The sequence below is a fragment of the Klebsiella electrica genome, assembly GCF_006711645.1.
GTDB lineage: Bacteria > Pseudomonadota > Gammaproteobacteria > Enterobacterales > Enterobacteriaceae > Klebsiella > Klebsiella electrica.
On the sequence record NZ_CP041247.1, the window covers coordinates 3,774,238 to 3,795,742 of the forward strand.

The window sequence follows — 21,505 nt, forward strand, 5'->3', positions numbered from 1 at the left end:
ATTGGCTACGTAGCTCAGCTGGTTAGAGCACATCACTCATAATGATGGGGTCACAGGTTCGAATCCCGTCGTAGCCACCATACAACGGAGTTATTGATTTAGTTCGATAAATCCTAAAAAAATTGTTGGGGTATCGCCAAGCGGTAAGGCTCTGGTTTCTGATACCAGCATTCCGAGGTTCGAATCCTCGTACCCCAGCCAATTTAAAAAAGTCGTTCACTCTGTGGACGCACCCGTTGGGGTATCGCCAAGCGGTAAGGCTCTGGTTTCTGATACCAGCATTCCGAGGTTCGAATCCTCGTACCCCAGCCACTTAATAGCAAAAAAGCTCGCTTCGGCGAGCTTTTTTGCTTTCTGTATCCGGTTCAATCCGCATCGCGGTATTCACACCATACGCCGGCGATGGCGTATCACGCGCCGCAGCCATATCCCGGCTAAGCGGCGCGCCAGCCGGGAACCGGGCTTACAATCCCAACGCGTACTTCAGCGCCTGACGCTTTAAAACGCCCGCATGCGCCGCGGCCATTAAGCCGATATTGCGCAGCACGCGCACCGGCGCCAGATCGTTGGTAAAGCCGGCATAAAACAGATCCATACCCGACTGCATAATAAAATTATCCGCCCTGCGTCGCGCCTGGTAGCGTTTCAACACCGGCAGACCTGCCCATGCTTCACCCTGGCCTTTCGCCTCACTCAGAATATCCAGCAGGGCATCAACATCGCGATAGCCCAGATTCACCCCCTGCCCCGCCAGCGGATGAATGGTATGTGCGGCATCCCCCACCAGCGCCAGCCCCGGCTGTACATACTGCAGCGCATGGCGACGGGTCAGCGGAAACGCCCCGGCACTTAGCGGCGTGACGCGCCCCAGCCGGGAGGGGAAGTGGCGCGCAATCTCCTGCTGTAGCTGCGGCATACTCATCCCCTGCAGCTGGCGAATACGCGCGGGCGTGTCATACCACACCAGCGATGCCCAATTGTCGAACAGCGGCAGAAACGCGCGCGGCCCCGACGGCGTAAACTGCTGCCAGGTGCTGTTGCCAGGCTCCTCTGCGCACTGCACGCTAATCAGCATGCAGGATTGCTGATACTGCCACGCGTGAACGCCAATTCCGGCCAGCTGGCGCACCTGTGAGTTGGCGCCATCCGCGCCGATAACCAACCTGCCCGCGCATTCGCCGCCGTCGCTCAGACGCAATGTCGTGCAGGTCTCCTCCCGCTGCATCTCCTGTAACGAGGCGCCAACCCGGAGCGTAATGCGCTCATGCGCCGTCAGCGCCTGCCACAGCGCGAGCTGCAGAACATTGTTTTCCACCATGTAACCCAGCTCAGGCAGCTTCAGCTCGGCGGCATCAAAGGTCACATGCGCGTCCTCCCATTCCCAGGTCTCCAGCCGACGATAGGGATGCGCCCGCATAGCGCGCACCGCATCCCAGACGCCGAGGCTGTTCAGTAACCCGACGGAAGCGGCGCTAATCGCCGAAATACGCACATCCGGCGGCGCTGAGGGCACAAATGCCGGCGGGGCCGATGTTTCGATAACCGTTACCGTAAAACCGTGCTGCGCCAGCCCCAGCGCCAGGGCTCCGCCAACCATTCCGCCACCCACGATGGCGACATCTGTTGCATGAATTGTCATGGCAATTATCCTTAAACCTGAATCCGATAAGTTTACCGGATTTTTTCCCACCTCGTGGTGATAACGCTCGCACTGGTCAGGGCGCGACCAAAGCATTACAATACGCGCCCTGCAATCCTGGCTTTATACCCGCTGTCCTTCACATTGCAGAGTCATTCCCGGTGAAGAAAATAGCTTTGGGTATATATACTTAAGCATGAGCAAGTCGATGACAAAAAAACTCCATATTAAAACCTGGGGCTGTCAGATGAACGAATATGATTCATCAAAGATGGCCGATCTGCTGGATGCCACGCACGGGTATCAACTGACCGAAGTGGCGGAAGAAGCGGATGTGCTGCTGCTCAATACCTGCTCAATCCGTGAGAAGGCTCAGGAAAAAGTCTTCCATCAGTTAGGCCGCTGGAAGCTACTGAAAGAGAAGAACCCCGACCTGATTATTGGCGTCGGTGGTTGTGTCGCCTCTCAGGAAGGTCACCATATCCGCCAACGCGCCCACTACGTCGATATTATTTTCGGGCCGCAGACGCTCCATCGCCTGCCGGAGATGATCAACTCCGTTCGCGGCAACCGCAGTCCGGTTGTGGACGTCAGTTTCCCTGAAATCGAAAAATTCGACCGTCTGCCGGAACCGCGCGCCGAGGGCCCGACGGCATTCGTCTCCATTATGGAAGGCTGCAATAAATACTGTACCTACTGCGTGGTGCCTTACACCCGCGGCGAAGAGGTCAGCCGTCCTTCCGACGATATCCTGTTCGAGATTGCCCAGTTGGCCGCTCAGGGCGTCCGCGAGGTCAACCTGCTCGGACAGAACGTCAACGCCTGGCGCGGCGAGAACTACGATGGAACGACCGGCAGTTTTGCCGATCTGCTGCGTCTGGTGGCGGCAATCGACGGTATCGACCGCATTCGCTTTACCACCAGCCACCCTATCGAGTTTACCGATGACATCATTGATGTCTATCGCGATACCCCGGAGCTGGTGAGCTTCCTGCATTTACCGGTGCAGAGTGGTTCCGACCGGGTGCTGAACCTGATGGGGCGTACTCATACGGCGCTGGAGTACAAAGCGATTATCCGCAAGCTGTACGAGGCGCGCCCGAATATTCAGATTAGCTCCGACTTTATCGTTGGCTTCCCTGGCGAAACCAATGAAGATTTCGAGAAGACCATGAAGCTGATTGCCGATGTCAATCACGACATGAGCTACAGCTTTATCTTCTCTGCCCGTCCGGGAACACCGGCGGCGGATATGGTCGACGACGTCCCGGAACAGGACAAGAAGCAGCGTCTGTATATTCTGCAGGAGCGCATCACCCAGCAGGCTATGGCCTGGAGCCGCCGCATGCTTGGCACCACCCAGCGTATTCTGGTTGAAGGCACCTCCCGCAAAAGTATCATGGAGCTCTCAGGGCGCACCGAGAATAACCGGGTAGTCAACTTCGAAGGCACCCCGGATATGGTCGGTAAGTTTGTCGATGTCGAAATCGTTGACGTCTACACCAACTCGCTGCGCGGTAAAATTGTGCGTACCGAAGAGGAAATGGGGCTGCGTATCGCGGAATCGCCGGAATCCGTTATCGCCCGCACCCGCAAAGAAAACGACCTCGGCGTCGGAACCTATCAGCCGTGATCCGTTCAGGCCTGCCGACCCCGACAGGCCTTGTATTTCCTCTCCCCGGCCCAATATTCATCGCAATGCTTGCGCCATATTCCCATGACGTGAATAATTTCCTTACTGGCCGGAAACGTTCGCTATCCGGCAAAACGCGTAAAGAGGAACAGTTTGAACATAGAAACCCGTGAAATTACCCTGGAGCCAGCGGATAACGCACGCCTGCTGGGGCTGTGCGGCCCGTTTGACGACAATATCAAACAGCTGGAACGTCGATTAGGCATCGAAATTAATCGCCGTGACAACCACTTTAAACTGACCGGGCGCATGATCTGCGTGAACGCGGCGGCCGATATCCTGCGCAGCCTGTACGTCGATACTGCACCGATGCGCGGACAGATTCAGGATATTGAGCCGGAACAGATTCATCTGGCCATTAAAGAGGCGCGGGTGCTGGAACAAAGCGCCGAGAGCGTGCCGGAGTACGGCAAGGCCGTCAATATCAAAACCCGGCGTGGCGTGATTAAGCCGCGGACGCCAAACCAGGCGCAGTACATCGCCAACATCCTCGATCATGATATTACCTTCGGCGTCGGCCCTGCCGGGACCGGGAAAACCTACCTTGCGGTTGCCGCTGCGGTCGATGCGCTCGAACGCCAGGACGTACGCCGTATTCTGCTCACCCGCCCTGCCGTCGAAGCCGGAGAAAAGCTCGGCTTCCTGCCCGGTGACCTGAGCCAGAAAGTCGATCCGTACCTGCGCCCGCTGTACGATGCGCTGTTCGAGATGCTCGGTTTTGAGAAGGTCGAGAAACTGATTGAACGCAACGTTATCGAAGTCGCGCCGCTGGCCTATATGCGTGGGCGCACGCTGAACGATGCATTTATCATTCTCGATGAAAGCCAGAACACCACCATCGAACAGATGAAGATGTTCCTGACCCGTATCGGTTTTAATTCAAAAGCGGTGATCACCGGCGACGTCACTCAGATAGACCTGCCGCGCAGCACCAAATCCGGCCTGCGCCACGCCATTGAGGTGCTGGCGGAAGTCGATGAAATCAGCTTCAATTTCTTCCATAGCGAAGATGTGGTGCGCCACCCGGTAGTTGCTCGCATCGTCAATGCGTATGAAGCATGGGAAGAAGCGGATCAGAAACGTAAAGCAGAACTGGCCGCCGAGCGCAAACGCGAAGCCCAGGAACAGGAGCAGAAATGAGTCAGGTTATTCTCGATTTACAGCTGGCTTGCGAAGATAACGCCGGATTGCCGGATGAAGCTCAGTTTCAACGCTGGGTAGATGCCGTCATTCCCCAGTTCCAGGAGGAGTCAGAAGTGACCGTGCGCCTGGTAGACGAAGCCGAAAGCCATGAGTTGAATCTGACCTATCGCGGCAAGGATAAGCCGACCAACGTGCTGTCGTTCCCGTTTGAAGCTCCGCCGGGTATCGAACTGCCGCTACTTGGCGATCTGATCATCTGCCGTCAGGTCGTTGAACAGGAAGCCAAAGAGCAAGACAAGCCGCTGGAGGCGCACTGGGCGCATATGGTGATTCACGGCAGTCTGCACCTGCTGGGCTATGACCATATCATTGATGAAGAAGCGGAAGAGATGGAAAGCCTCGAAACAGAGATAATGCTTGCTCTGGGCTATGAGGATCCGTACATTGCCGAGAAGGAATAGCCTGCCGCCGGTTTTACCGGCGAGCGGCCCCCGTGCCGTCCGGCGCTGAACACACGCGCGACGAGCGACAAATTAACTGACATGAGAACCCACACGACGCCATGAGCGACGACAATTCACACAGTAGTGACACAGTAAACAGCAAAAAGGGATTCTTCTCCCTGTTACTCAGCCAGCTTTTTCACGGGGAACCGAAAAACCGTGACGAACTGCTGGAGCTGATCCGTGATTCCGGGCAAAACGACCTTATCGATGAAGATACGCGCGATATGCTCGAAGGGGTCATGGACATCGCCGACCAGCGCGTCCGCGATATCATGATCCCCCGCTCGCAAATGATTACCCTGAAACGCAACCAGACCCTGGACGAATGCCTCGATGTGATCATCGAGTCCGCCCACTCGCGTTTCCCGGTCATCAGCGAAGATAAAGATCACATTGAAGGGATTCTGATGGCCAAGGACCTGCTGCCGTTTATGCGCAGCGACTCCGAAGCGTTCAGCATGGAAAAAGTGTTACGCCCGGCGGTTGTCGTGCCTGAAAGTAAGCGGGTCGACCGCATGCTGAAAGAGTTCCGCTCCCAGCGTTACCATATGGCTATCGTTATCGATGAGTTCGGCGGCGTCTCCGGTCTGGTGACCATTGAAGACATCCTTGAGCTTATCGTCGGCGAAATCGAAGACGAATACGATGAAGAAGAAGATATCGATTTTCGTCAGTTGAGCCGCCACACCTGGACGGTGCGCGCCCTGGCCTCCATTGAAGATTTCAACGAAGCCTACGGCACTCACTTCAGCGATGAAGAAGTCGATACCATTGGCGGGCTGGTGATGCAGGCCTTTGGCCATCTGCCGGCGCGCGGTGAGTCTATTGACATCGATGGTTACCAATTCAAAGTCGCCATGGCCGATAGCCGACGTATCATCCAGGTACATGTCAAACTTCCTGACGACGCGCCACAGCCGAAGCTGGAAGATTAATTACACGGGACGATTAACCTAAATGGTATTTGCCTCTCTCATCGAACGCCAGCGCGTACGTCTGCTGCTGGCGCTATTATTCGGAGCCAGCGGAACGCTGGCTTTTTCTCCTTATGACATCTGGCCTGCGGCGATGGTTTCGTTAATCGGCCTGCAGGGGCTGACCCTCAACCGACGTCCGCTGCAAAGCACCTGGATAGGCTTTTTCTGGGGGCTGGGGCTGTTCGGTTCCGGCATCCACTGGGTCTATGTCAGCATCGCCCAGTTCGGCGGCATGCCCGGCCCGGTTAACGTATTCCTCGTGGTCCTGCTGGCGGCATATATGTCGCTGTACACCGGACTGTTTGCCGGCATCCTGTCGCGCCTGTGGCCCAAAACTAACTGGATACGCGTCGCGATCGCCGCGCCGGTTGTCTGGCAAATCACCGAATTCCTGCGCGGCTGGGTACTGACCGGCTTCCCGTGGCTGCAGTTTGGCTACAGCCAGATTGACGGTCCGCTGAAAGGGTTAGCGCCGGTGATGGGCGTTGAAGCCATTAACTTCCTGTTGATGGTGGTCAGCGGCCTGCTGGTGCTTGCGCTCATTCAGCGCCGCTGGAAACCGCTGATTGCGGCCATCGTCCTGTTCGCCCTGCCCTTTCCGCTGCGCTACATCCAGTGGTATCAGCTGCTGCCTGAGCGGGCAACCCAGGTATCTTTAGTGCAGGGCAATATTCCCCAGGCGCTGAAATGGGATGAAAACCAGCTGGTGAATACGCTGAAAATCTATCTGGATTTGACGCAGCCGCATATGGGGTCATCCCAGCTAATCGTCTGGCCGGAATCGGCGATCCCGGATCTGGAAATCAACCAGCAGAATTTCCTGGTTATGATGGACGACCTGCTGCGCGCGAAAGGCAGCTCGTTGATTACCGGTATTGTCGACGCCCGGCTTAATCCGCAGAATCGTTACGATACCTACAACACCATCATTACGCTGGGCAAAGATAACCCCTACAGCTACGATTCCACCGATCGCTACAACAAGAATCACCTGGTGCCGTTCGGTGAATTCGTGCCGCTGGAGTCCATTCTTCGCCCGCTGGCGCCGTTCTTCGATTTACCGATGTCCTCTTTCAGCCGCGGCCCGTATGTGCAGCCGCAGCTGGTGGCGCATAACATGAAGCTGACGGCGGCTATCTGCTACGAGATTATTCTCGGCGAGCAGGTGCGGGATAACTTCCGCCCGGATACCGACTATCTGCTGACCATCTCCAACGATGCCTGGTTTGGCAAGTCCATCGGTCCGTGGCAGCACTTCCAGATGGCGCGGATGCGCGCCCTCGAGCTGGCGCGTCCGCTGCTGCGCAGCACCAATAACGGTATTACCGCCGTCATTGGCCCGCGTGGGGAAATTCAGGATATGATCCCGCAGTTCACCCGCGCCGTGCTGACCACCAAAGTCACCCCGACTTCTGGCCTGACTCCGTACGCCCGTACCGGTAACTGGCCGCTGTGGGCGCTGACCGCGCTGTTGGGTTTCGGCGCGCTGATCATGAGCCTGCGCCAGCGTCGCCGCTAGTCGTTATTGCCTGCGGATCGTCTTGTCGATCCGCGTAGCCCCGGTCGTTAGCCGTCGCCGGGGCCGCCCTTCTCTTCTTTCCTGTCTCTCCACTCGTCAATCTGGCACGACCATTGCTTAATATACTCAGGTCGCGGCGACATTGATTGTTGGTTTAACCCTGTTGCACCAGCATCGCTCACCTCAGGCACTCAGCTGGTGCAATGGAAGATTTTTGCCTTTAAATGGTGCGGAGCACTTCGCAAAAATAAACAATAAAGCAGCAAAATCTTTACATTAAGCCAAACTAAATGCTAACAAACACATACAAATGCTGCACATCGGGATCGCAGCCATAATAACGCACACACACATTCACAATGGGTATCAAAAGCGTCAGTGACGCTGCGGATAAGGAGTTGGATATGCAATTACGTAAACTGGCCACAGCGATGCTGGTCATGGGTATGACCGCCGGCCTGGCGCATGCGGAAGATGCCGCCCCGGCAGCGGGCAGCACGCTGGACAAAATCGCTAAAAACGGCGTTATCGTCGTCGGCCACCGTGAATCCTCCGTACCGTTTTCCTACTACGACAATCAACAAAAAGTGGTCGGCTACTCTCAGGACTACTCCAACGCTATCGTTGACGCCATCAAGAAGCAGCTGAATAAGCCTGACCTGCAGGTAAAACTGGTGCCGGTAACCTCGCAAAACCGTATTCCGCTGCTGCAAAACGGGACCTATGACTTCGAGTGCGGCTCCACGACCAATAACCTTGAACGTCAGAAACAAGCCGCCTTCTCCAATACCATTTTCGTCGTGGGTACCCGCCTGCTGGTGAAAAAAGGCGGTGCGATTAAAGATTTCCCGGATCTGAAAGACAAAGCAGTTGTCGTCACCTCCGGCACCACCTCCGAAGTTCTGCTGCATAAGCTCAATGATGAGAAGAAAATGAACATGCGCATTATCAGCGCTAAAGACCACGGCGACTCCTTCCGTACTCTGGAAAGCGGTCGTGCGGTGGCCTTTATGATGGACGATGCGCTGCTGGCCGGCGAACGCGCGAAAGCGAAGAAACCGGATAACTGGGAGATAGTCGGCACGCCCCAGTCGAAAGAAGCCTACGGCTGTATGCTGCGCAAAGACGATCCGCAGTTTAAAAAGCTGATTGATTACACCGTTGCCAGCGCCCAGACCTCCGGCGAAGCGGAAAAATGGTTTGATAAATGGTTCAAAAACCCGATTCCGCCGAAAAATCTGAATATGAACTTCGAACTCTCCGACGACATGAAGACGCTGTTCAAGACCCCTAACGATAAAGCTCTGAACTAATTAAAAAAACAAGGGGCAGGAGATCCTGCCCTCCCGATTGTTGTGACAGCACGGACAGACTATACGGCGGCTGGTCGTTCCCCAGCCGCCGCGAATACCGAAACAAGCTGAACAACGATCTTCGAGGGTAGCGATGCTACCCTTTTTTTTCCAGGAGTCATTTATGTCAATAGACTGGAACTGGGGGATCTTCCTGCAACAGGCCCCGTTCGGCAATACCACCTATCTGGGTTGGCTCTGGAGCGGCTTTCAGGTCACCATCGCCCTGTCGGTTAGCGCCTGGATTATCGCTTTTTTCGTCGGCTCGCTGTTCGGCATTTTACGCACTGCCCCTAACCGCTGGTTATCCAGTATCGGCACCTGCTATGTCGAACTGTTCCGTAATGTCCCGCTGATCGTTCAGTTCTTCACCTGGTACCTGGTGGTGCCGGAGCTCCTGCCGGAAAACATCGGCATGTGGTTTAAATCCGAGCTTGATCCGAATATTCAGTTCTTTCTCTCTTCGATGATGTGTCTGGGGCTGTTTACCGCCGCGCGCGTATGCGAGCAGGTGCGCGCCGCCATTCAGTCGCTGCCGCGCGGCCAGAAAAACGCCGGGCTGGCCATGGGTCTGACGCTGCCGCAGACCTATCGTTACGTCCTGCTGCCCAACGCCTATCGGGTGATTGTGCCGCCGATGACCTCGGAGATGATGAACCTGGTGAAAAACTCAGCCATCGCCTCAACCATCGGGCTGGCGGATATGGCGGCACAGGCAGGCAAGCTGCTGGATTACTCGGCCCACGCCTGGGAATCCTTTACCGCGATTACCCTCGCCTATGTGTTTATTAATGCGGTGATTATGCTGGTGATGTATGTGGTTGAACGCAAGGTCCGCCTGCCGGGCAATATGGGGGGCAAATAATCATGTACGATTTTGACTGGAGTTCTATCGTTCCATCGATGCCCTACCTGCTGGCCGGGCTGGTTATCACGCTGAAAATCACCGTAACCGCCATCATTTTCGGCATCGTCTGGGGCACCCTGCTGGCGGTCATGCGCCTGTCAAGCTTCCTGCCGCTGGCATGGTTTGCGAAGACCTATGTCAACGTATTCCGCTCGATCCCGCTGGTGATGGTCCTGCTGTGGTTTTATCTGATTGTTCCTGGTTTCCTGCAGAACGTTCTTGGCCTGTCGCCGAAGAGCGATATCCGCCTGATCTCCGCGATGGTGGCCTTCTCGATGTTTGAAGCGGCGTACTATTCGGAAATTATCCGCGCGGGTATCCAGAGTATCTCTCGCGGCCAGTCGAGCGCCGCGCTGGCGCTGGGGATGACCCAGTGGCAATCCATGAAGCTGATTATTCTGCCGCAGGCGTTTCGCGCCATGGTGCCGCTGCTGCTCACTCAGGGGATCGTGCTGTTCCAGGATACTTCTCTGGTTTACGTTCTGAGCCTGGCCGATTTCTTCCGTACCGCCTCCACCATCGGTGAGCGCGACGGAACCCAGGTCGAGATGATCCTGTTCGCAGGCGCCGTTTATTTTGTCATTAGTCTCAGCGCATCGCTGTTGGTCAGCTGGTTGAAGAAAAGGACTGTGTAATGATTACCCTGAAAAACGTTTCAAAATGGTATGGTCACTTTCAGGTGCTGACCGATTGCTCCACGGAAGTGAAAAAAGGTGAAGTGGTGGTGGTGTGCGGGCCTTCCGGCTCGGGCAAATCGACGCTGATTAAAACCGTCAACGGCCTTGAACCAATCCAACAGGGCGAGATTACCGTTGATGGTACCAAAGTGAACGATAAAAAAACCAACCTCGCCAGACTGCGCTCCCGCGTCGGGATGGTGTTCCAGCACTTTGAACTGTTTCCGCATCTGTCGATTATCGATAACCTGACGCTGGCGCAGGTGAAAGTGCTTAATCGTGACAAAGCCGCTTCCCGGGCAAAAGGCCTGAAGCTGCTGGAACGCGTGGGGCTCTCCGCCCATGCCGATAAATACCCAGCCCAGCTCTCCGGCGGCCAGCAGCAGCGCGTAGCTATCGCCCGCGCGCTCTGTATGGATCCGATTGCGATGCTGTTTGACGAACCGACTTCCGCGCTGGATCCGGAAATGATCAACGAAGTGCTGGATGTCATGGTCGAGCTGGCCAACGAAGGCATGACGATGATGGTGGTGACGCACGAAATGGGCTTTGCCCGTAAGGTCGCCAACCGGGTGATCTTTATGGATGAAGGGAAAATTGTCGAAGATTCTGACAAAGAAGCGTTTTTCGCCAATCCGCAATCCGACCGCGCGAAAGACTTCCTCGCCAAAATCCTGCATTAATTTGTTGCTTTGCAGGCGCGCATCAGCAGGTGCGCGCCTGGTTTTCAGCGACTTCTGCGCGGCGTATCAAGGCTCAAAGGGACGACGCTGGAACTGGTCATGGCCGCATTTCGGGCAACGCGGCAGAATATCCGGGGTATAGACCGCCAGGTGATAATGGCAGTGTTCGCACACCAGATTTCCCAGCCCCACCACTTCGCCACTGTGGTAAACCCCGTGGTGGTTGAGGTCCTGGAACACTTCGCGCCACTCCAGCTGGGTTTTGTCGGTAATATCCGCCAGCTCCTGCCACAGGCTCTCTTTGATCACCCGCATAAACACGCTGTCCGTCAGTTCATCCTGGCTCTCTTCATAGCTGAGGGCAAACTCCTCCAGATCGCGCCTGACCGCTTTGGTCAGCGTCTCAACTTCGCGATGCGTTAACTCACCAGACTGGCTAATTTTCACCCGCGCCTGTTCCACCAGCGCGTCAATATCGCGTTCTCCACTGCGCAGCCGTTCACTGAGCGTCGACACCAGTTCACGGTAGAATTGAGCAACCTTGTTCATCATTTCGCCTCCGGTGTGGTTAACTTCTTCTAATAATAGACGTTATTTGCCGTCTGCTTTGCCAGTTAGCCCACAGAGTCGCGAAATAGTCTCCGCCGCTTTTGCCGATGTTAATGTGCGAAAGGCTGTTTTGACGTGGGCGTTTGGGCTATGCTATGCCGATCTGATAACACATCCATTGGCTACATTTTGTAGCTGTATTGAAAACAGGACCACTGGCTGCCATGCAAGAGCAATACCGCCCGGAAGAGATAGAATCGAAAGTCCAGCTTCACTGGGACGATCATCGTACATTTGAAGTAACTGAAGACGAGAGCAAAGAGAAGTATTACTGCCTGTCGATGCTTCCTTATCCTTCTGGTCGACTACACATGGGTCACGTGCGTAACTACACCATCGGCGACGTCATTGCCCGCTACCAGCGTATGCTCGGCAAAAACGTTCTGCAGCCGATCGGCTGGGATGCGTTTGGTCTGCCGGCGGAAGGCGCCGCGGTAAAAAACAACACCGCGCCGGCCCCGTGGACCTATGACAATATTGCCTACATGAAAAACCAGCTGAAAAAGCTGGGCTTTGGCTATGACTGGAGCCGTGAAGTGGCGACCTGCACCCCGGAATACTACCGCTGGGAGCAAAAATTCTTCACCGAGCTGTACAAAAAAGGCCTGGTGTACAAAAAAACGTCTGCGGTGAACTGGTGCCCGAACGACCAGACCGTTCTCGCCAACGAACAGGTGATCGACGGCTGCTGCTGGCGCTGCGATACCAAAGTTGAGCGTAAAGAGATCCCGCAGTGGTTTATCAAAATCACCGCCTACGCCGACGAACTGCTCAACGATCTGGATAAGCTGGATCACTGGCCTGATACCGTTAAGACCATGCAGCGCAACTGGATCGGCCGTTCCGAAGGGGTAGAAATCTCCTTCAACGTTAACGAGTACGCCGACAAGCTGACCGTCTACACCACCCGTCCGGACACCTTCATGGGCTGTACCTACCTGGCCGTTGCCGCGGGTCACCCGCTGGCGCAACAGGCGGCAGCGAACAACCCGGAACTGGCGGCGTTTATTGACGAGTGCCGCAACACCAAAGTCGCTGAAGCAGAAATGGCGACGATGGAGAAAAAAGGCGTCGATACCGGCTTCAAAGCGATTCACCCGCTGACCGGCGAAGAAATTCCGGTCTGGGCGGCCAACTTCGTGCTGATGGAATATGGCACCGGCGCCGTGATGGCCGTTCCGGGTCACGATCAGCGCGACTACGAATTTGCCAGCAAATATGGTCTGAACATTAAGCCGGTTATTCTGGCGGCGGACGGCTCAGAACCGGATCTGTCCGAACAGGCGCTGACTGAAAAAGGCGCACTGTTCAACTCCGGCGAGTTTGACGGCCTGAGCCACGAAGCGGGCTTCAACGCTATCGCCGACAAACTGGCGGCGATGGGCGTTGGCGAACGCAAAATTAACTACCGCCTTCGCGACTGGGGCGTTTCCCGTCAGCGTTACTGGGGCGCGCCGATTCCAATGGTCACCCTCGAAGACGGTACCGTGATGCCAACGCCGGAAGATCAGCTGCCGGTGATCCTGCCGGAAGATGTGGTCATGGACGGTATCACCAGCCCGATCAAGGCCGATCCGCAGTGGGCAAAAACCACCGTTAACGGTCAGCCTGCGCTGCGTGAAACCGACACCTTCGATACCTTTATGGAGTCTTCCTGGTACTACGCGCGCTACACCTGCCCGCAGTACAATGACGGAATGCTGGATCCAAACGCCGCCAACTACTGGCTGCCGGTCGATATTTACATCGGCGGGATCGAACATGCGATCATGCACCTGCTGTACTTCCGCTTCTTCCATAAGCTGATGCGCGACGCGGGTATGGTTAACTCCGACGAGCCGGCAAAACAGCTGCTGTGTCAGGGGATGGTACTGGCTGACGCCTTCTATTACGTTGGCGAAAACGGCGAGCGTAACTGGGTTTCTCCGAAAGACGCAATTGTTGAACGTGACGAGAAAGGCCGCATTGTGAAGGCCAAAGACGCCGCAGGTCATGAGCTGGTCTACACCGGCATGAGCAAGATGTCCAAGTCGAAGAACAACGGCATCGACCCGCAGGAAATGGTAGAACGTTACGGCGCGGATACCGTTCGTCTGTTCATGATGTTCGCCTCTCCGGCGGATATGACGCTGGAATGGCAGGAGTCCGGCGTAGAAGGGGCGAACCGCTTCCTGAAACGTGTCTGGAAACTGGTTTACGAGCACACCATTCAGGGCCCGGTTGCCGCGCTGGACGCTGCCAGCCTGAGCGAAGATCAGCAGGCGCTGCGTCGCGATGTCCATAAAACGATCGCCAAAGTGACCGATGATATCGGCCGTCGTCAGACCTTCAACACCGCGATCGCCGCGATCATGGAGCTGATGAACAAACTGGCGAAAGCGCCGCAGGAAAACGAACAGGATCGCGCGCTGATGCGTGAGGCTCTGCTGGCGGTTGTGCGCATGCTCAATCCGTTCACCCCGCACGCCAGCTTCACGCTGTGGCAGGAGCTGGGCGGTGAAGGCGATATCGACAACGCGCCGTGGCCGGTCGCCGATGAAAGCGCCATGGTTGAAAATACCACTCTGGTTGTTGTTCAGGTCAATGGTAAAGTCCGTGGTAAAATTACCGTTCCTGTCGATGCAAGCGAAGAACAGGTTCGTGAACGTGCGGGCCAGGAACATCTGGTCGCGAAGTATCTCGACGGTGTAACCGTACGTAAAGTGATTTACGTCCCGGGCAAACTGCTCAACCTGGTCGTTGGCTAAGCACAGGAGGAAGCGTGCGATATCTGGCAACATTGTTGTTATCTCTGGCGGTGCTCGTCACCGCCGGATGCGGCTGGCATCTGCGGAGTACCACTCAGGTGCCCACCGCGATGAAAACCATGATCGTTCAGTCGAGCGATCCGAATGGCCCGTTAAGTCGTTCGGTGCGTAATCAGCTGCGTCTGAATGGCGTCGAGATCATCGACGGCAGCACGCTGCGCAAGGATATTCCTTCCCTGCGTCTGGATGCGTCATCCATTCAGAAAGACACGGCCTCCATTTTCCAGGATGGTCGTACGGCTGAATATCAGATGGTGCTGACGGTACAGGCACGCGTACTCATCCCGGGCCATGATATCTATCCGATCTCGACGAAAGTCTACCGCTCGTTCTTCGATAACCCGCAGGCGGCGTTAGCGAAAGACACCGAGCAGGATATGATAATCCAGGAGATGTACGACAAAGCCGCGGAACAGCTGATTCGTAAGCTGCCAAGCGTCCACGTTGCTGATGTTGAAGCCACGAAAGGGGAAGAGAAGACGGTCACGCCCGCTTCCACAACCTCTGGCAACCGCGTCTCCACTACGCTGGGTAACTGATGATTCGGTTGTACCCGGAACAACTCCGCGCGCAGCTCACTGAAGGGCTGCGAGCGGCCTATTTATTACTCGGCAGCGATCCGTTGCTGCTGCAGGAAAGTCAGGACGCGATTCGCGAAGCCGCTGCTACCCAGGGCTTTACCGAGCACCATACCGCGTCTATCGACGCCAGCACCGACTGGCCCGCCCTCTTCTCACTCAGCCAGGCCATGAGCCTGTTCGCCAGCCGTCAGACGCTGCTGCTGGTGCTGCCGGAAAATGGTCCTAACGCGGCGATTAACGAACAGCTTGCCACCCTGGTCAGCATGCTCCATGACGACCTGCTGTTAATCGTTCGCGGTAATAAGCTCAGCAAAGCGCAGGAAAATGCCGCCTGGGTTAGCGCGCTGGCCAGCCGCGCGGTTCAGGTGAGCTGTCAGACGCCGGAATATGCGCAGCTGCCGCGATGGCTGGCGGCGCGAGCAAAACAACACCATTTGCATCTTGATGACGCCGCCAGTCAGCTGCTGTGCTACTGCTATGAAGGCAATCTGCTGGCGCTGGCGCAGGCGCTGGAGCGGCTCTCTCTGCTGTGGCCGGATGGCAAGCTGACGCTGCCGCGCGTCGAACAGGCGGTGAACGACGCCGCCCACTTCACACCCTATCACTGGGTGGATGCGCTGCTGGCCGGCAAAAGCAAGCGGGTGCTGCATATCCTGCAGCAGTTACGCCTGGAAGGAAGCGAACCGGCTATTCTGCTGCGCACGCTCCAGCGCGAGCTGCTGCTGCTGGTTAACCTGAAACGCCAGTCGGCCCATACGCCGCTGCGTACGCTCTTCGATAAGCATCGGGTGTGGCAGAACCGTCGACAGCTGGTCAGCGATGCGCTCGCGCGCCTCAGCACAGACCAGTTGCGCCAGGCGGTCACTCTGCTGACCCGAGCGGAGCTGACGTTTAAACAGGATTACGGTAGCGCCATCTGGCCGGAGTTAGAGAGCCTTTCTTTGTTGCTCTGCCATAAAGCGCTGGCAGACGTATTTATTGATGGTTGATATGACTCAGTTGCAGGCAATGTACGGCGGCACCTTTGATCCGGTGCACTATGGACACCTCAAACCGGTTGAGATTCTGGCGAATCAGATTGGCCTTGAGAAAGTGATTATCGTCCCAAACAATGTTCCGCCGCACCGCCCGCAGCCTGAAGCCACCAGCGCCCAGCGTCAACAGATGCTGGCGCTGGCCATTGCCGATAAGCCGTTGTTCGTGCTTGATGAGCGTGAGCTTCAGCGTCAGACGCCATCCTGGTCGGCGCAAACGCTGGAAGAGTGGCGACAGGAACAAGGGCCAGACCGGCCGCTGGCCTTCATTATTGGCCAGGACTCGCTGCTCACCTTCCCGACCTGGCACAATTACGCCTCGATTCTGGATAATGTGCATCTGATCGTTTGCCGCCGCCCTGGCTATCCGCTGGTGATGCAACGGGAGGAGGATCAGCGGTGGCTGGACAAACGTTTAACGCGCGACGCAGAACAGCTGCACAACCGTCCCGCCGGGGTTATCTATCTGGCGGAAACCCCGTGGTTTGACATTTCGGCAACGCTTATCCGCCAGCGCCTGGAACGCGGGGAATCCTGCGCTGACATGCTGCCGGCGGCGGTACTGACGTATATCCATCAGCAAAAACTCTACTGTTAACCGCCCGTTGCCCCGGCGTTCGTGACGCCGGATGCAATAGCAGCGCGCCGGTTCGCTTATACTCTCCCTCATCTCTTTACGATGCCAGAAGGCGTATATTCAGTGAAATTATGGTTAGTTCGACATGGTGAAACTGAGGCCAATGTTGCCGGCCTTTACAGCGGACACGCCCCGACCCCGTTAACCGGGCGCGGGATGACGCAGGCGCAAACGCTCGGTCAGTTGCTGCAGGCGGTTCCCTTCGATAGCGTCCTCTGCAGCGAGCTGGAACGCACCCAACTCACCGCCTACCTGCTGCTCGGCGCACGCAATATCCCCCGACAGATAGTCCCCGAACTTAATGAGATGTTTTTTGGCGACTGGGAAATGCGCCATCATCGTGACTTACAGCGCGAAGACGCCGAAAACTATGCCGCCTGGTGCGCGGACTGGCAGCATGCGGCGCCGACCAACGGCGAAAGTTTTCCGCATTTCGCCCACCGCATCCGCACGTTTGCCGGGAAGCTGACGCAACATCCGCAGCCGGACCATCTGCTGATCGTCGGCCATAAAGGGGGGCTGAGCCTGCTGATCGCGCTGTTGCTGAAGCTGCCGGCGGAGACGATGTGGCATTTTCCTGTCGCCCATGGCGCATGGAGCGAACTCGAACTGCACGCTGATTTTGCCACCCTGCGGGTATTAAATAGCCAGGCGCGCTGGCAGAAGGAAGAAGAATTCCGTGCAGACCATTGACAGGTCAGAGCAGGCTGTTATTCTCCGCAGCCTGAACGCATCGGTCAAAAGATGTTTCCAGAAATTGTTTTACAAAAATGGCGATGCAATCACGGGCGATGGATGGGATGATAGCCGCCGCCATCGCTTGCTGACCGACATTTATCCCGACTTTCCGACAAGTTCAGGTATACTGTCAGGCTGTTTATTATCAATCTTCACTCACCCAGGGGGAACTCTTGCAGGGTAAAGCACTCCAGGATTTTGTTATCGACAAAATTGATGACCTGAAAGGTCAGGACATCGTTGCCATTGACGTTCATGGCAAATCCAGCATTACAGATTGCATGATTATTTGCACCGGCACCTCCACGCGCCATGTCATGTCCATCGCCGACCACGTAGTACAAGAGTCTCGCGCCGCAGGCATGCTGCCGCTGGGCGTTGAAGGTGAAAACGCCGCCGACTGGATTGTTGTCGACCTTGGCGACGTCATGGTTCACGTTATGCAGGAAGAGAGCCGTCATCTGTACGAGCTGGAAAAACTCTGGAGTTAATGCGTGAAGCTGCAACTGGTGGCCGTTGGCACCAAGATGCCGGACTGGGTTCAGACCGGCTTTAGTGAATATTTGCGCCGTTTTCCAAAAGATATGCCGTTCGAGCTGCTGGAAATTCCCGCCGGTAAACGCGGTAAAAATGCCGACATCAAGCGCATCCTCGAAAAAGAAGGGGAAATGATGCTGGCGGCCGCAGGCAAAAATCGCATCGTGACCCTGGATATTCCGGGAAAACCGTGGGATACGCCGCAGCTGACGCGAGAACTGGAGCGCTGGAAACAGGATGGCCGCGACGTCAGCCTGCTTATCGGCGGTCCCGAGGGGCTCTCTCCGGCATGTAAAGCAGCAGCGGAACAGAGTTGGTCGCTCTCCACCCTCACGTTGCCTCACCCGCTGGTACGCGTACTGGTCGCTGAGAGCCTGTATCGTGCGTGGAGCATTACCACCAACCACCCTTACCACCGTGAATAATGATGACCAGGGTAGACTAAGCAGCGAATGAAATTACAGAATTCTTTCCGCGACTATACGGCTGAATCCTCGCTGTTCGTGCGCCGGGCGCTGGTCGCTTTTTTGGGGATTTTGCTGCTTACCGGCATACTGGTTGCCAATCTTTATAACGTGCAGATTGTTCGCTACACCGACTATCAAACGCGCTCCAACGAAAACCGTATTAAGCTGGTCCCTATTCCGCCCAGTCGCGGCATTATCTATGACCGCAACGGTACGCCGCTGGCGCTGAACCGCACCATCTACCAGCTGGAGATGATGCCGGAAAAAGTCGATAACGTGCAGCAAACGCTGGATGCGTTACGCGATGTCATCGATCTGAGCGATGATGACATCGCCAACTTCAAAAAAGAACGCTCGCGTTCCCATCGCTTTACTTCGATTCCCGTCAAGGTCAACCTCAGCGAAGTCCAGGTGGCCCGTTTTGCGGTTAACCAGTACCGCTTTCCCGGTGTCGAGGTAAAAGGCTATAAACGCCGCTACTACCCCTATAACTCCGCGCTGACCCACGTTATCGGCTACGTCTCAAAAATAAACGATAAAGACGTCGATCGCCTGGATAAAGAGGGCAAGCTGGCCAACTACGCCTCCACGCATGATATTGGCAAGCTGGGAATCGAGCGCTATTACGAAGACGTCCTGCACGGTCAGACCGGCTATGAAGAGGTCGAAGTCAATAACCGTGGCCGCGTTATTCGCCAGCTCAAAGAGGTGCCTCCGCAGGCCGGGCGCGATATCTATTTGACCCTCGATCTCAAGCTTCAGCAGTATATTGAGACTCTGCTCGCCGGTAGCCGCGCTGCCGTGGTCGTCACCGACCCGCGTACCGGCAGCATCCTCGCGCTGGTCTCCACGCCGAGCTACGATCCGAACCTGTTTGTGGACGGCATCTCCAGTAAAGACTACTCCACCCTGCTGAACGACCCGAATACTCCGCTGGTCAACCGCGCGACCCAGGGGGTTTACCCGCCGGCGTCGACGGTGAAGCCTTATGTCGCCGTATCGGCCCTCAGCGCGAACGTCATCACCCGCAATACCAGCCTGTTCGACCCGGGCTGGTGGCAGCTACCGGGTTCTGACAAGCGCTACCGCGACTGGAAAAAGTGGGGGCACGGGCACCTGAACGTGACCAAAGCGCTCGAAGAGTCTGCCGATACTTACTTCTATCAGGTCGCCTATGATATGGGGATCGACCGCCTCTCCGAGTGGATGAGCAAATTCGGTTACGGCCACTATACCGGTATCGATCTCTCCGAAGAGCGCTCCGGGAATATGCCGACCCGCGAATGGAAGCTGAAGCGCTTTAAGAAGCCCTGGTATCAGGGTGACACCATCCCGGTCGGAATCGGCCAGGGCTACTGGACCGCAACGCCGATTCAAATGAACAAAGCGCTGATGATTCTGATTAACGACGGCGTCGTGAAAGTCCCCCACCTGCTGCAAAGCACCGTCGAAGACGGTAAGCAGGTTCCCTGGGTTCAGCCGCACGAGCCGCCGGTCGGCGATATTCACTCCGGCTTCTGGGAAATCGCCAAAGACGGGATGTTCGGCGTAGCCAACCGCGGCAACGGTACCGCGCATAAATACTTCGCCAGCGCGCCGTATAAAATTGCGGCGAAATCCGGTACGGCCCAGGTGTTTGGCCTGAAAGCCAATGAAACCTATAACGCGCACCGCATCGCGGAACGTCTGCGCGACCATAAACTTATGACGGCGTTTGCCCCTTATAACAATCCCCAGGTTGCTGTTGCCATCATTCTTGAGAACGGCGGCGCCGGCCCGGCGGTCGGCACCATTATGCGCCAGATTCTCGACCACATTATGCTGGGCGATAACAACACAAACTTGCCGAGTGAAAACCCGGCGGTAACGGCGGGGGAGGATCAATAATGACCGATAATCCGAACAAAAAATCGCTATGGGATAAAATCCATCTCGATCCGACCATGGTGCTGATTCTACTGGCGCTGCTGACCTACAGCGCGCTGGTTATCTGGAGCGCCAGCGGCCAGGATATCGGGATGATGGAGCGTAAAATAGGCCAGATCGCCATGGGCGTGGTTATCATGATCGTGATGGCGCAAATCCCGCCGCGCGTGTATGAAGGCTGGGCGCCCTATCTCTATATCTTCTGTATCATTTTGCTGGTCGCGGTTGACGCTTTCGGCGCGATTTCCAAAGGTGCCCAGCGCTGGCTGGATCTTGGCGTCGTGCGCTTTCAGCCATCGGAAATTGCTAAAATCGCCGTGCCGCTGATGGTCGCGCGCTTTATCAACCGCGATGTGTGTCCGCCATCGCTGAAGAATACCGCCATTGCGCTGGTGCTGATTTTCCTGCCAACCCTGCTGGTTGCCGCCCAGCCGGACCTCGGGACCTCCATTCTGATTGCGTTGTCTGGCCTGTTCGTGCTGTTCCTTTCCGGGCTAAGCTGGCGTCTGATTGGCGTGGCGGTGGTGCTGATTGCGGCGTTTATTCCGATTTTATGGTTCTTCCTGATGCATGATTATCAGCGTCAGCGCGTCATGATGTTGCTCGACCCGGAGACCGATCCGCTGGGTGCCGGCTATCATATTATTCAGTCGAAAATCGCCATTGGCTCCGGCGGATTACGCGGCAAAGGCTGGCTGCACGGCACCCAGTCGCAGCTTGAATTCCTGCCGGAACGCCATACCGACTTTATCTTTGCGGTCCTGGCGGAAGAGCTCGGCCTGATTGGCGTGCTGATTCTGCTGGCGCTCTATATCCTGCTCATCATGCGCGGGCTGTGGGTCGCCGCCCAGGCGCAAACCACTTTCGGTCGCGTCATGGCCGGTGGTTTAATGTTGATTTTATTCGTTTATGTCTTCGTAAATATTGGTATGGTGAGTGGTATTTTACCAGTGGTGGGGGTACCGTTGCCGCTGGTCAGCTACGGGGGCTCAGCCCTGATCGTATTGATGGCCGGGTTTGGTATCGTGATGTCGATCCACACCCACAGAAAAATGTTGTCGAAAAGCGTTTAA

At 56.2% G+C, this 21,505-nt stretch carries 21 protein-coding genes and 3 tRNA genes; 22 read left to right on the forward strand and 2 right to left on the reverse strand.

The features are described from left to right. Positions 1-3: 3 nt before the first annotated feature. The 3 genes from Electrica_RS18050 (at position 4) to Electrica_RS18060 (ending at position 312) form a co-directional block, all read left to right on the forward strand. Positions 4-80: transfer RNA gene (locus Electrica_RS18050), tRNA-Met, on the forward strand. A 46-nt stretch (positions 81-126) separates the two neighbouring features. Continuing rightward, a tRNA-Gln gene (locus tag Electrica_RS18055) sits at positions 127-201 on the forward strand. Between the two features lie 36 nt (positions 202-237). Further along, positions 238-312 (forward strand) — tRNA-Gln (locus Electrica_RS18060). 151 nt (positions 313-463) lie between these two features. Here Electrica_RS18060 and ubiF read toward each other — a convergent pair. After that, positions 464-1,639: a 3-demethoxyubiquinol 3-hydroxylase gene (gene ubiF, locus Electrica_RS18065; RefSeq protein WP_131047655.1), complete on the reverse strand. Its 1,176-nt coding sequence runs from the start codon at positions 1,637-1,639 to the stop codon at positions 464-466. Between the two features lie 208 nt (positions 1,640-1,847). Between ubiF and miaB the strand changes: the two genes are divergently transcribed. From miaB to Electrica_RS18110, 9 genes are all read left to right on the forward strand, one after another. After that, complete coding sequence (miaB, locus tag Electrica_RS18070; RefSeq protein WP_141965097.1) at positions 1,848-3,272, forward strand: tRNA (N6-isopentenyl adenosine(37)-C2)-methylthiotransferase MiaB; 1,425 nt, start codon at positions 1,848-1,850, stop codon at positions 3,270-3,272. 153 nt (positions 3,273-3,425) lie between these two features. Further along, positions 3,426-4,472 carry a PhoH family protein gene (locus tag Electrica_RS18075; protein WP_004859576.1) on the forward strand — a complete coding sequence of 349 codons (1,047 nt, stop codon included), beginning with the start codon at positions 3,426-3,428 and terminating at the stop codon, positions 4,470-4,472. Then, positions 4,469-4,936, forward strand: coding sequence for an rRNA maturation RNase YbeY (gene ybeY, locus Electrica_RS18080; RefSeq protein WP_100685903.1), 468 nt, complete (start codon positions 4,469-4,471; stop codon positions 4,934-4,936). The genes Electrica_RS18075 and ybeY overlap by 4 nt, the downstream gene beginning before the upstream one ends. Before the next feature lie 101 nt (positions 4,937-5,037). Beyond that, the gene (corC, locus tag Electrica_RS18085; RefSeq protein ID WP_004859572.1) at positions 5,038-5,916 is read left to right on the forward strand and encodes a CNNM family magnesium/cobalt transport protein CorC; all 879 of its coding nucleotides are present in this window, start codon (positions 5,038-5,040) and stop codon (positions 5,914-5,916) included. Positions 5,917-5,938: 22 nt separating this feature from the next. Further along, a complete protein-coding gene (gene lnt, locus Electrica_RS18090; protein ID WP_100685904.1) occupies positions 5,939-7,477 on the forward strand; it encodes an apolipoprotein N-acyltransferase in 1,539 nt (512 codons plus the stop codon). 404 nt (positions 7,478-7,881) lie between these two features. Then, positions 7,882-8,790, forward strand: coding sequence for an amino acid ABC transporter substrate-binding protein (locus tag Electrica_RS18095; protein ID WP_141965098.1), 909 nt, complete (start codon positions 7,882-7,884; stop codon positions 8,788-8,790). A 163-nt stretch (positions 8,791-8,953) separates the two neighbouring features. Continuing rightward, positions 8,954-9,694, forward strand: coding sequence for an amino acid ABC transporter permease (locus tag Electrica_RS18100; protein WP_141965099.1), 741 nt, complete (start codon positions 8,954-8,956; stop codon positions 9,692-9,694). Positions 9,695-9,696: 2 nt separating this feature from the next. Continuing rightward, positions 9,697-10,371, forward strand: a complete 675-nt coding sequence (gene gltK / locus Electrica_RS18105; protein WP_004859564.1) for a glutamate/aspartate ABC transporter permease GltK — start codon at positions 9,697-9,699, stop codon at positions 10,369-10,371. Next, positions 10,371-11,096, forward strand: a complete 726-nt coding sequence (locus Electrica_RS18110; protein ID WP_100685906.1) for an amino acid ABC transporter ATP-binding protein — start codon at positions 10,371-10,373, stop codon at positions 11,094-11,096. Before gltK ends, Electrica_RS18110 begins: the two co-directional genes overlap by 1 nt. Before the next feature lie 66 nt (positions 11,097-11,162). Here the strand turns inward: Electrica_RS18110 and Electrica_RS18115 are convergent, their stop codons facing one another. Further along, positions 11,163-11,645, reverse strand: coding sequence for a zinc ribbon-containing protein (locus Electrica_RS18115; protein WP_100685945.1), 483 nt, complete (start codon positions 11,643-11,645; stop codon positions 11,163-11,165). 224 nt (positions 11,646-11,869) lie between these two features. Between Electrica_RS18115 and leuS the strand changes: the two genes are divergently transcribed. The 10 genes from leuS to mrdB all read left to right on the forward strand — a co-directional run bounded on the left by leuS (position 11,870) and on the right by mrdB (position 21,505). Then, positions 11,870-14,452, forward strand: coding sequence for a leucine--tRNA ligase (leuS, locus tag Electrica_RS18120; protein WP_131047652.1), 2,583 nt, complete (start codon positions 11,870-11,872; stop codon positions 14,450-14,452). Between the two features lie 14 nt (positions 14,453-14,466). Next, entirely contained in the window at positions 14,467-15,051 is a 585-nt protein-coding gene (lptE, locus tag Electrica_RS18125; protein ID WP_131047651.1) for an LPS assembly lipoprotein LptE, read from the forward strand. Next, complete coding sequence (gene holA, locus Electrica_RS18130; protein WP_100685909.1) at positions 15,051-16,082, forward strand: DNA polymerase III subunit delta; 1,032 nt, start codon at positions 15,051-15,053, stop codon at positions 16,080-16,082. The genes lptE and holA overlap by 1 nt, the downstream gene beginning before the upstream one ends. Further along, the gene (gene nadD / locus Electrica_RS18135) at positions 16,075-16,725 is read left to right on the forward strand and encodes a nicotinate-nucleotide adenylyltransferase (protein WP_165457117.1); all 651 of its coding nucleotides are present in this window, start codon (positions 16,075-16,077) and stop codon (positions 16,723-16,725) included. Before holA ends, nadD begins: the two co-directional genes overlap by 8 nt. Positions 16,726-16,827: 102 nt before the next feature. Further along, entirely contained in the window at positions 16,828-17,457 is a 630-nt protein-coding gene (locus tag Electrica_RS18140) for an adenosylcobalamin/alpha-ribazole phosphatase (protein ID WP_141965100.1), read from the forward strand. Further along, entirely contained in the window at positions 17,444-17,686 is a 243-nt protein-coding gene (locus tag Electrica_RS18145) for a hypothetical protein (RefSeq protein ID WP_141965101.1), read from the forward strand. Before Electrica_RS18140 ends, Electrica_RS18145 begins: the two co-directional genes overlap by 14 nt. After that, positions 17,676-17,993, forward strand: a complete 318-nt coding sequence (gene rsfS, locus Electrica_RS18150; RefSeq protein ID WP_100685911.1) for a ribosome silencing factor — start codon at positions 17,676-17,678, stop codon at positions 17,991-17,993. Before Electrica_RS18145 ends, rsfS begins: the two co-directional genes overlap by 11 nt. Positions 17,994-17,996: 3 nt before the next feature. Further along, the gene (rlmH, locus tag Electrica_RS18155) at positions 17,997-18,464 is read left to right on the forward strand and encodes a 23S rRNA (pseudouridine(1915)-N(3))-methyltransferase RlmH (protein WP_141965102.1); all 468 of its coding nucleotides are present in this window, start codon (positions 17,997-17,999) and stop codon (positions 18,462-18,464) included. 27 nt (positions 18,465-18,491) lie between these two features. Further along, positions 18,492-20,393 (forward strand): peptidoglycan DD-transpeptidase MrdA, encoded by a 1,902-nt coding sequence (gene mrdA, locus Electrica_RS18160; RefSeq protein WP_100685913.1) that lies wholly within the window; start codon positions 18,492-18,494, stop codon positions 20,391-20,393. Beyond that, positions 20,393-21,505, forward strand: coding sequence for a peptidoglycan glycosyltransferase MrdB (gene mrdB, locus Electrica_RS18165; protein WP_131047647.1), 1,113 nt, complete (start codon positions 20,393-20,395; stop codon positions 21,503-21,505). The genes mrdA and mrdB overlap by 1 nt, the downstream gene beginning before the upstream one ends.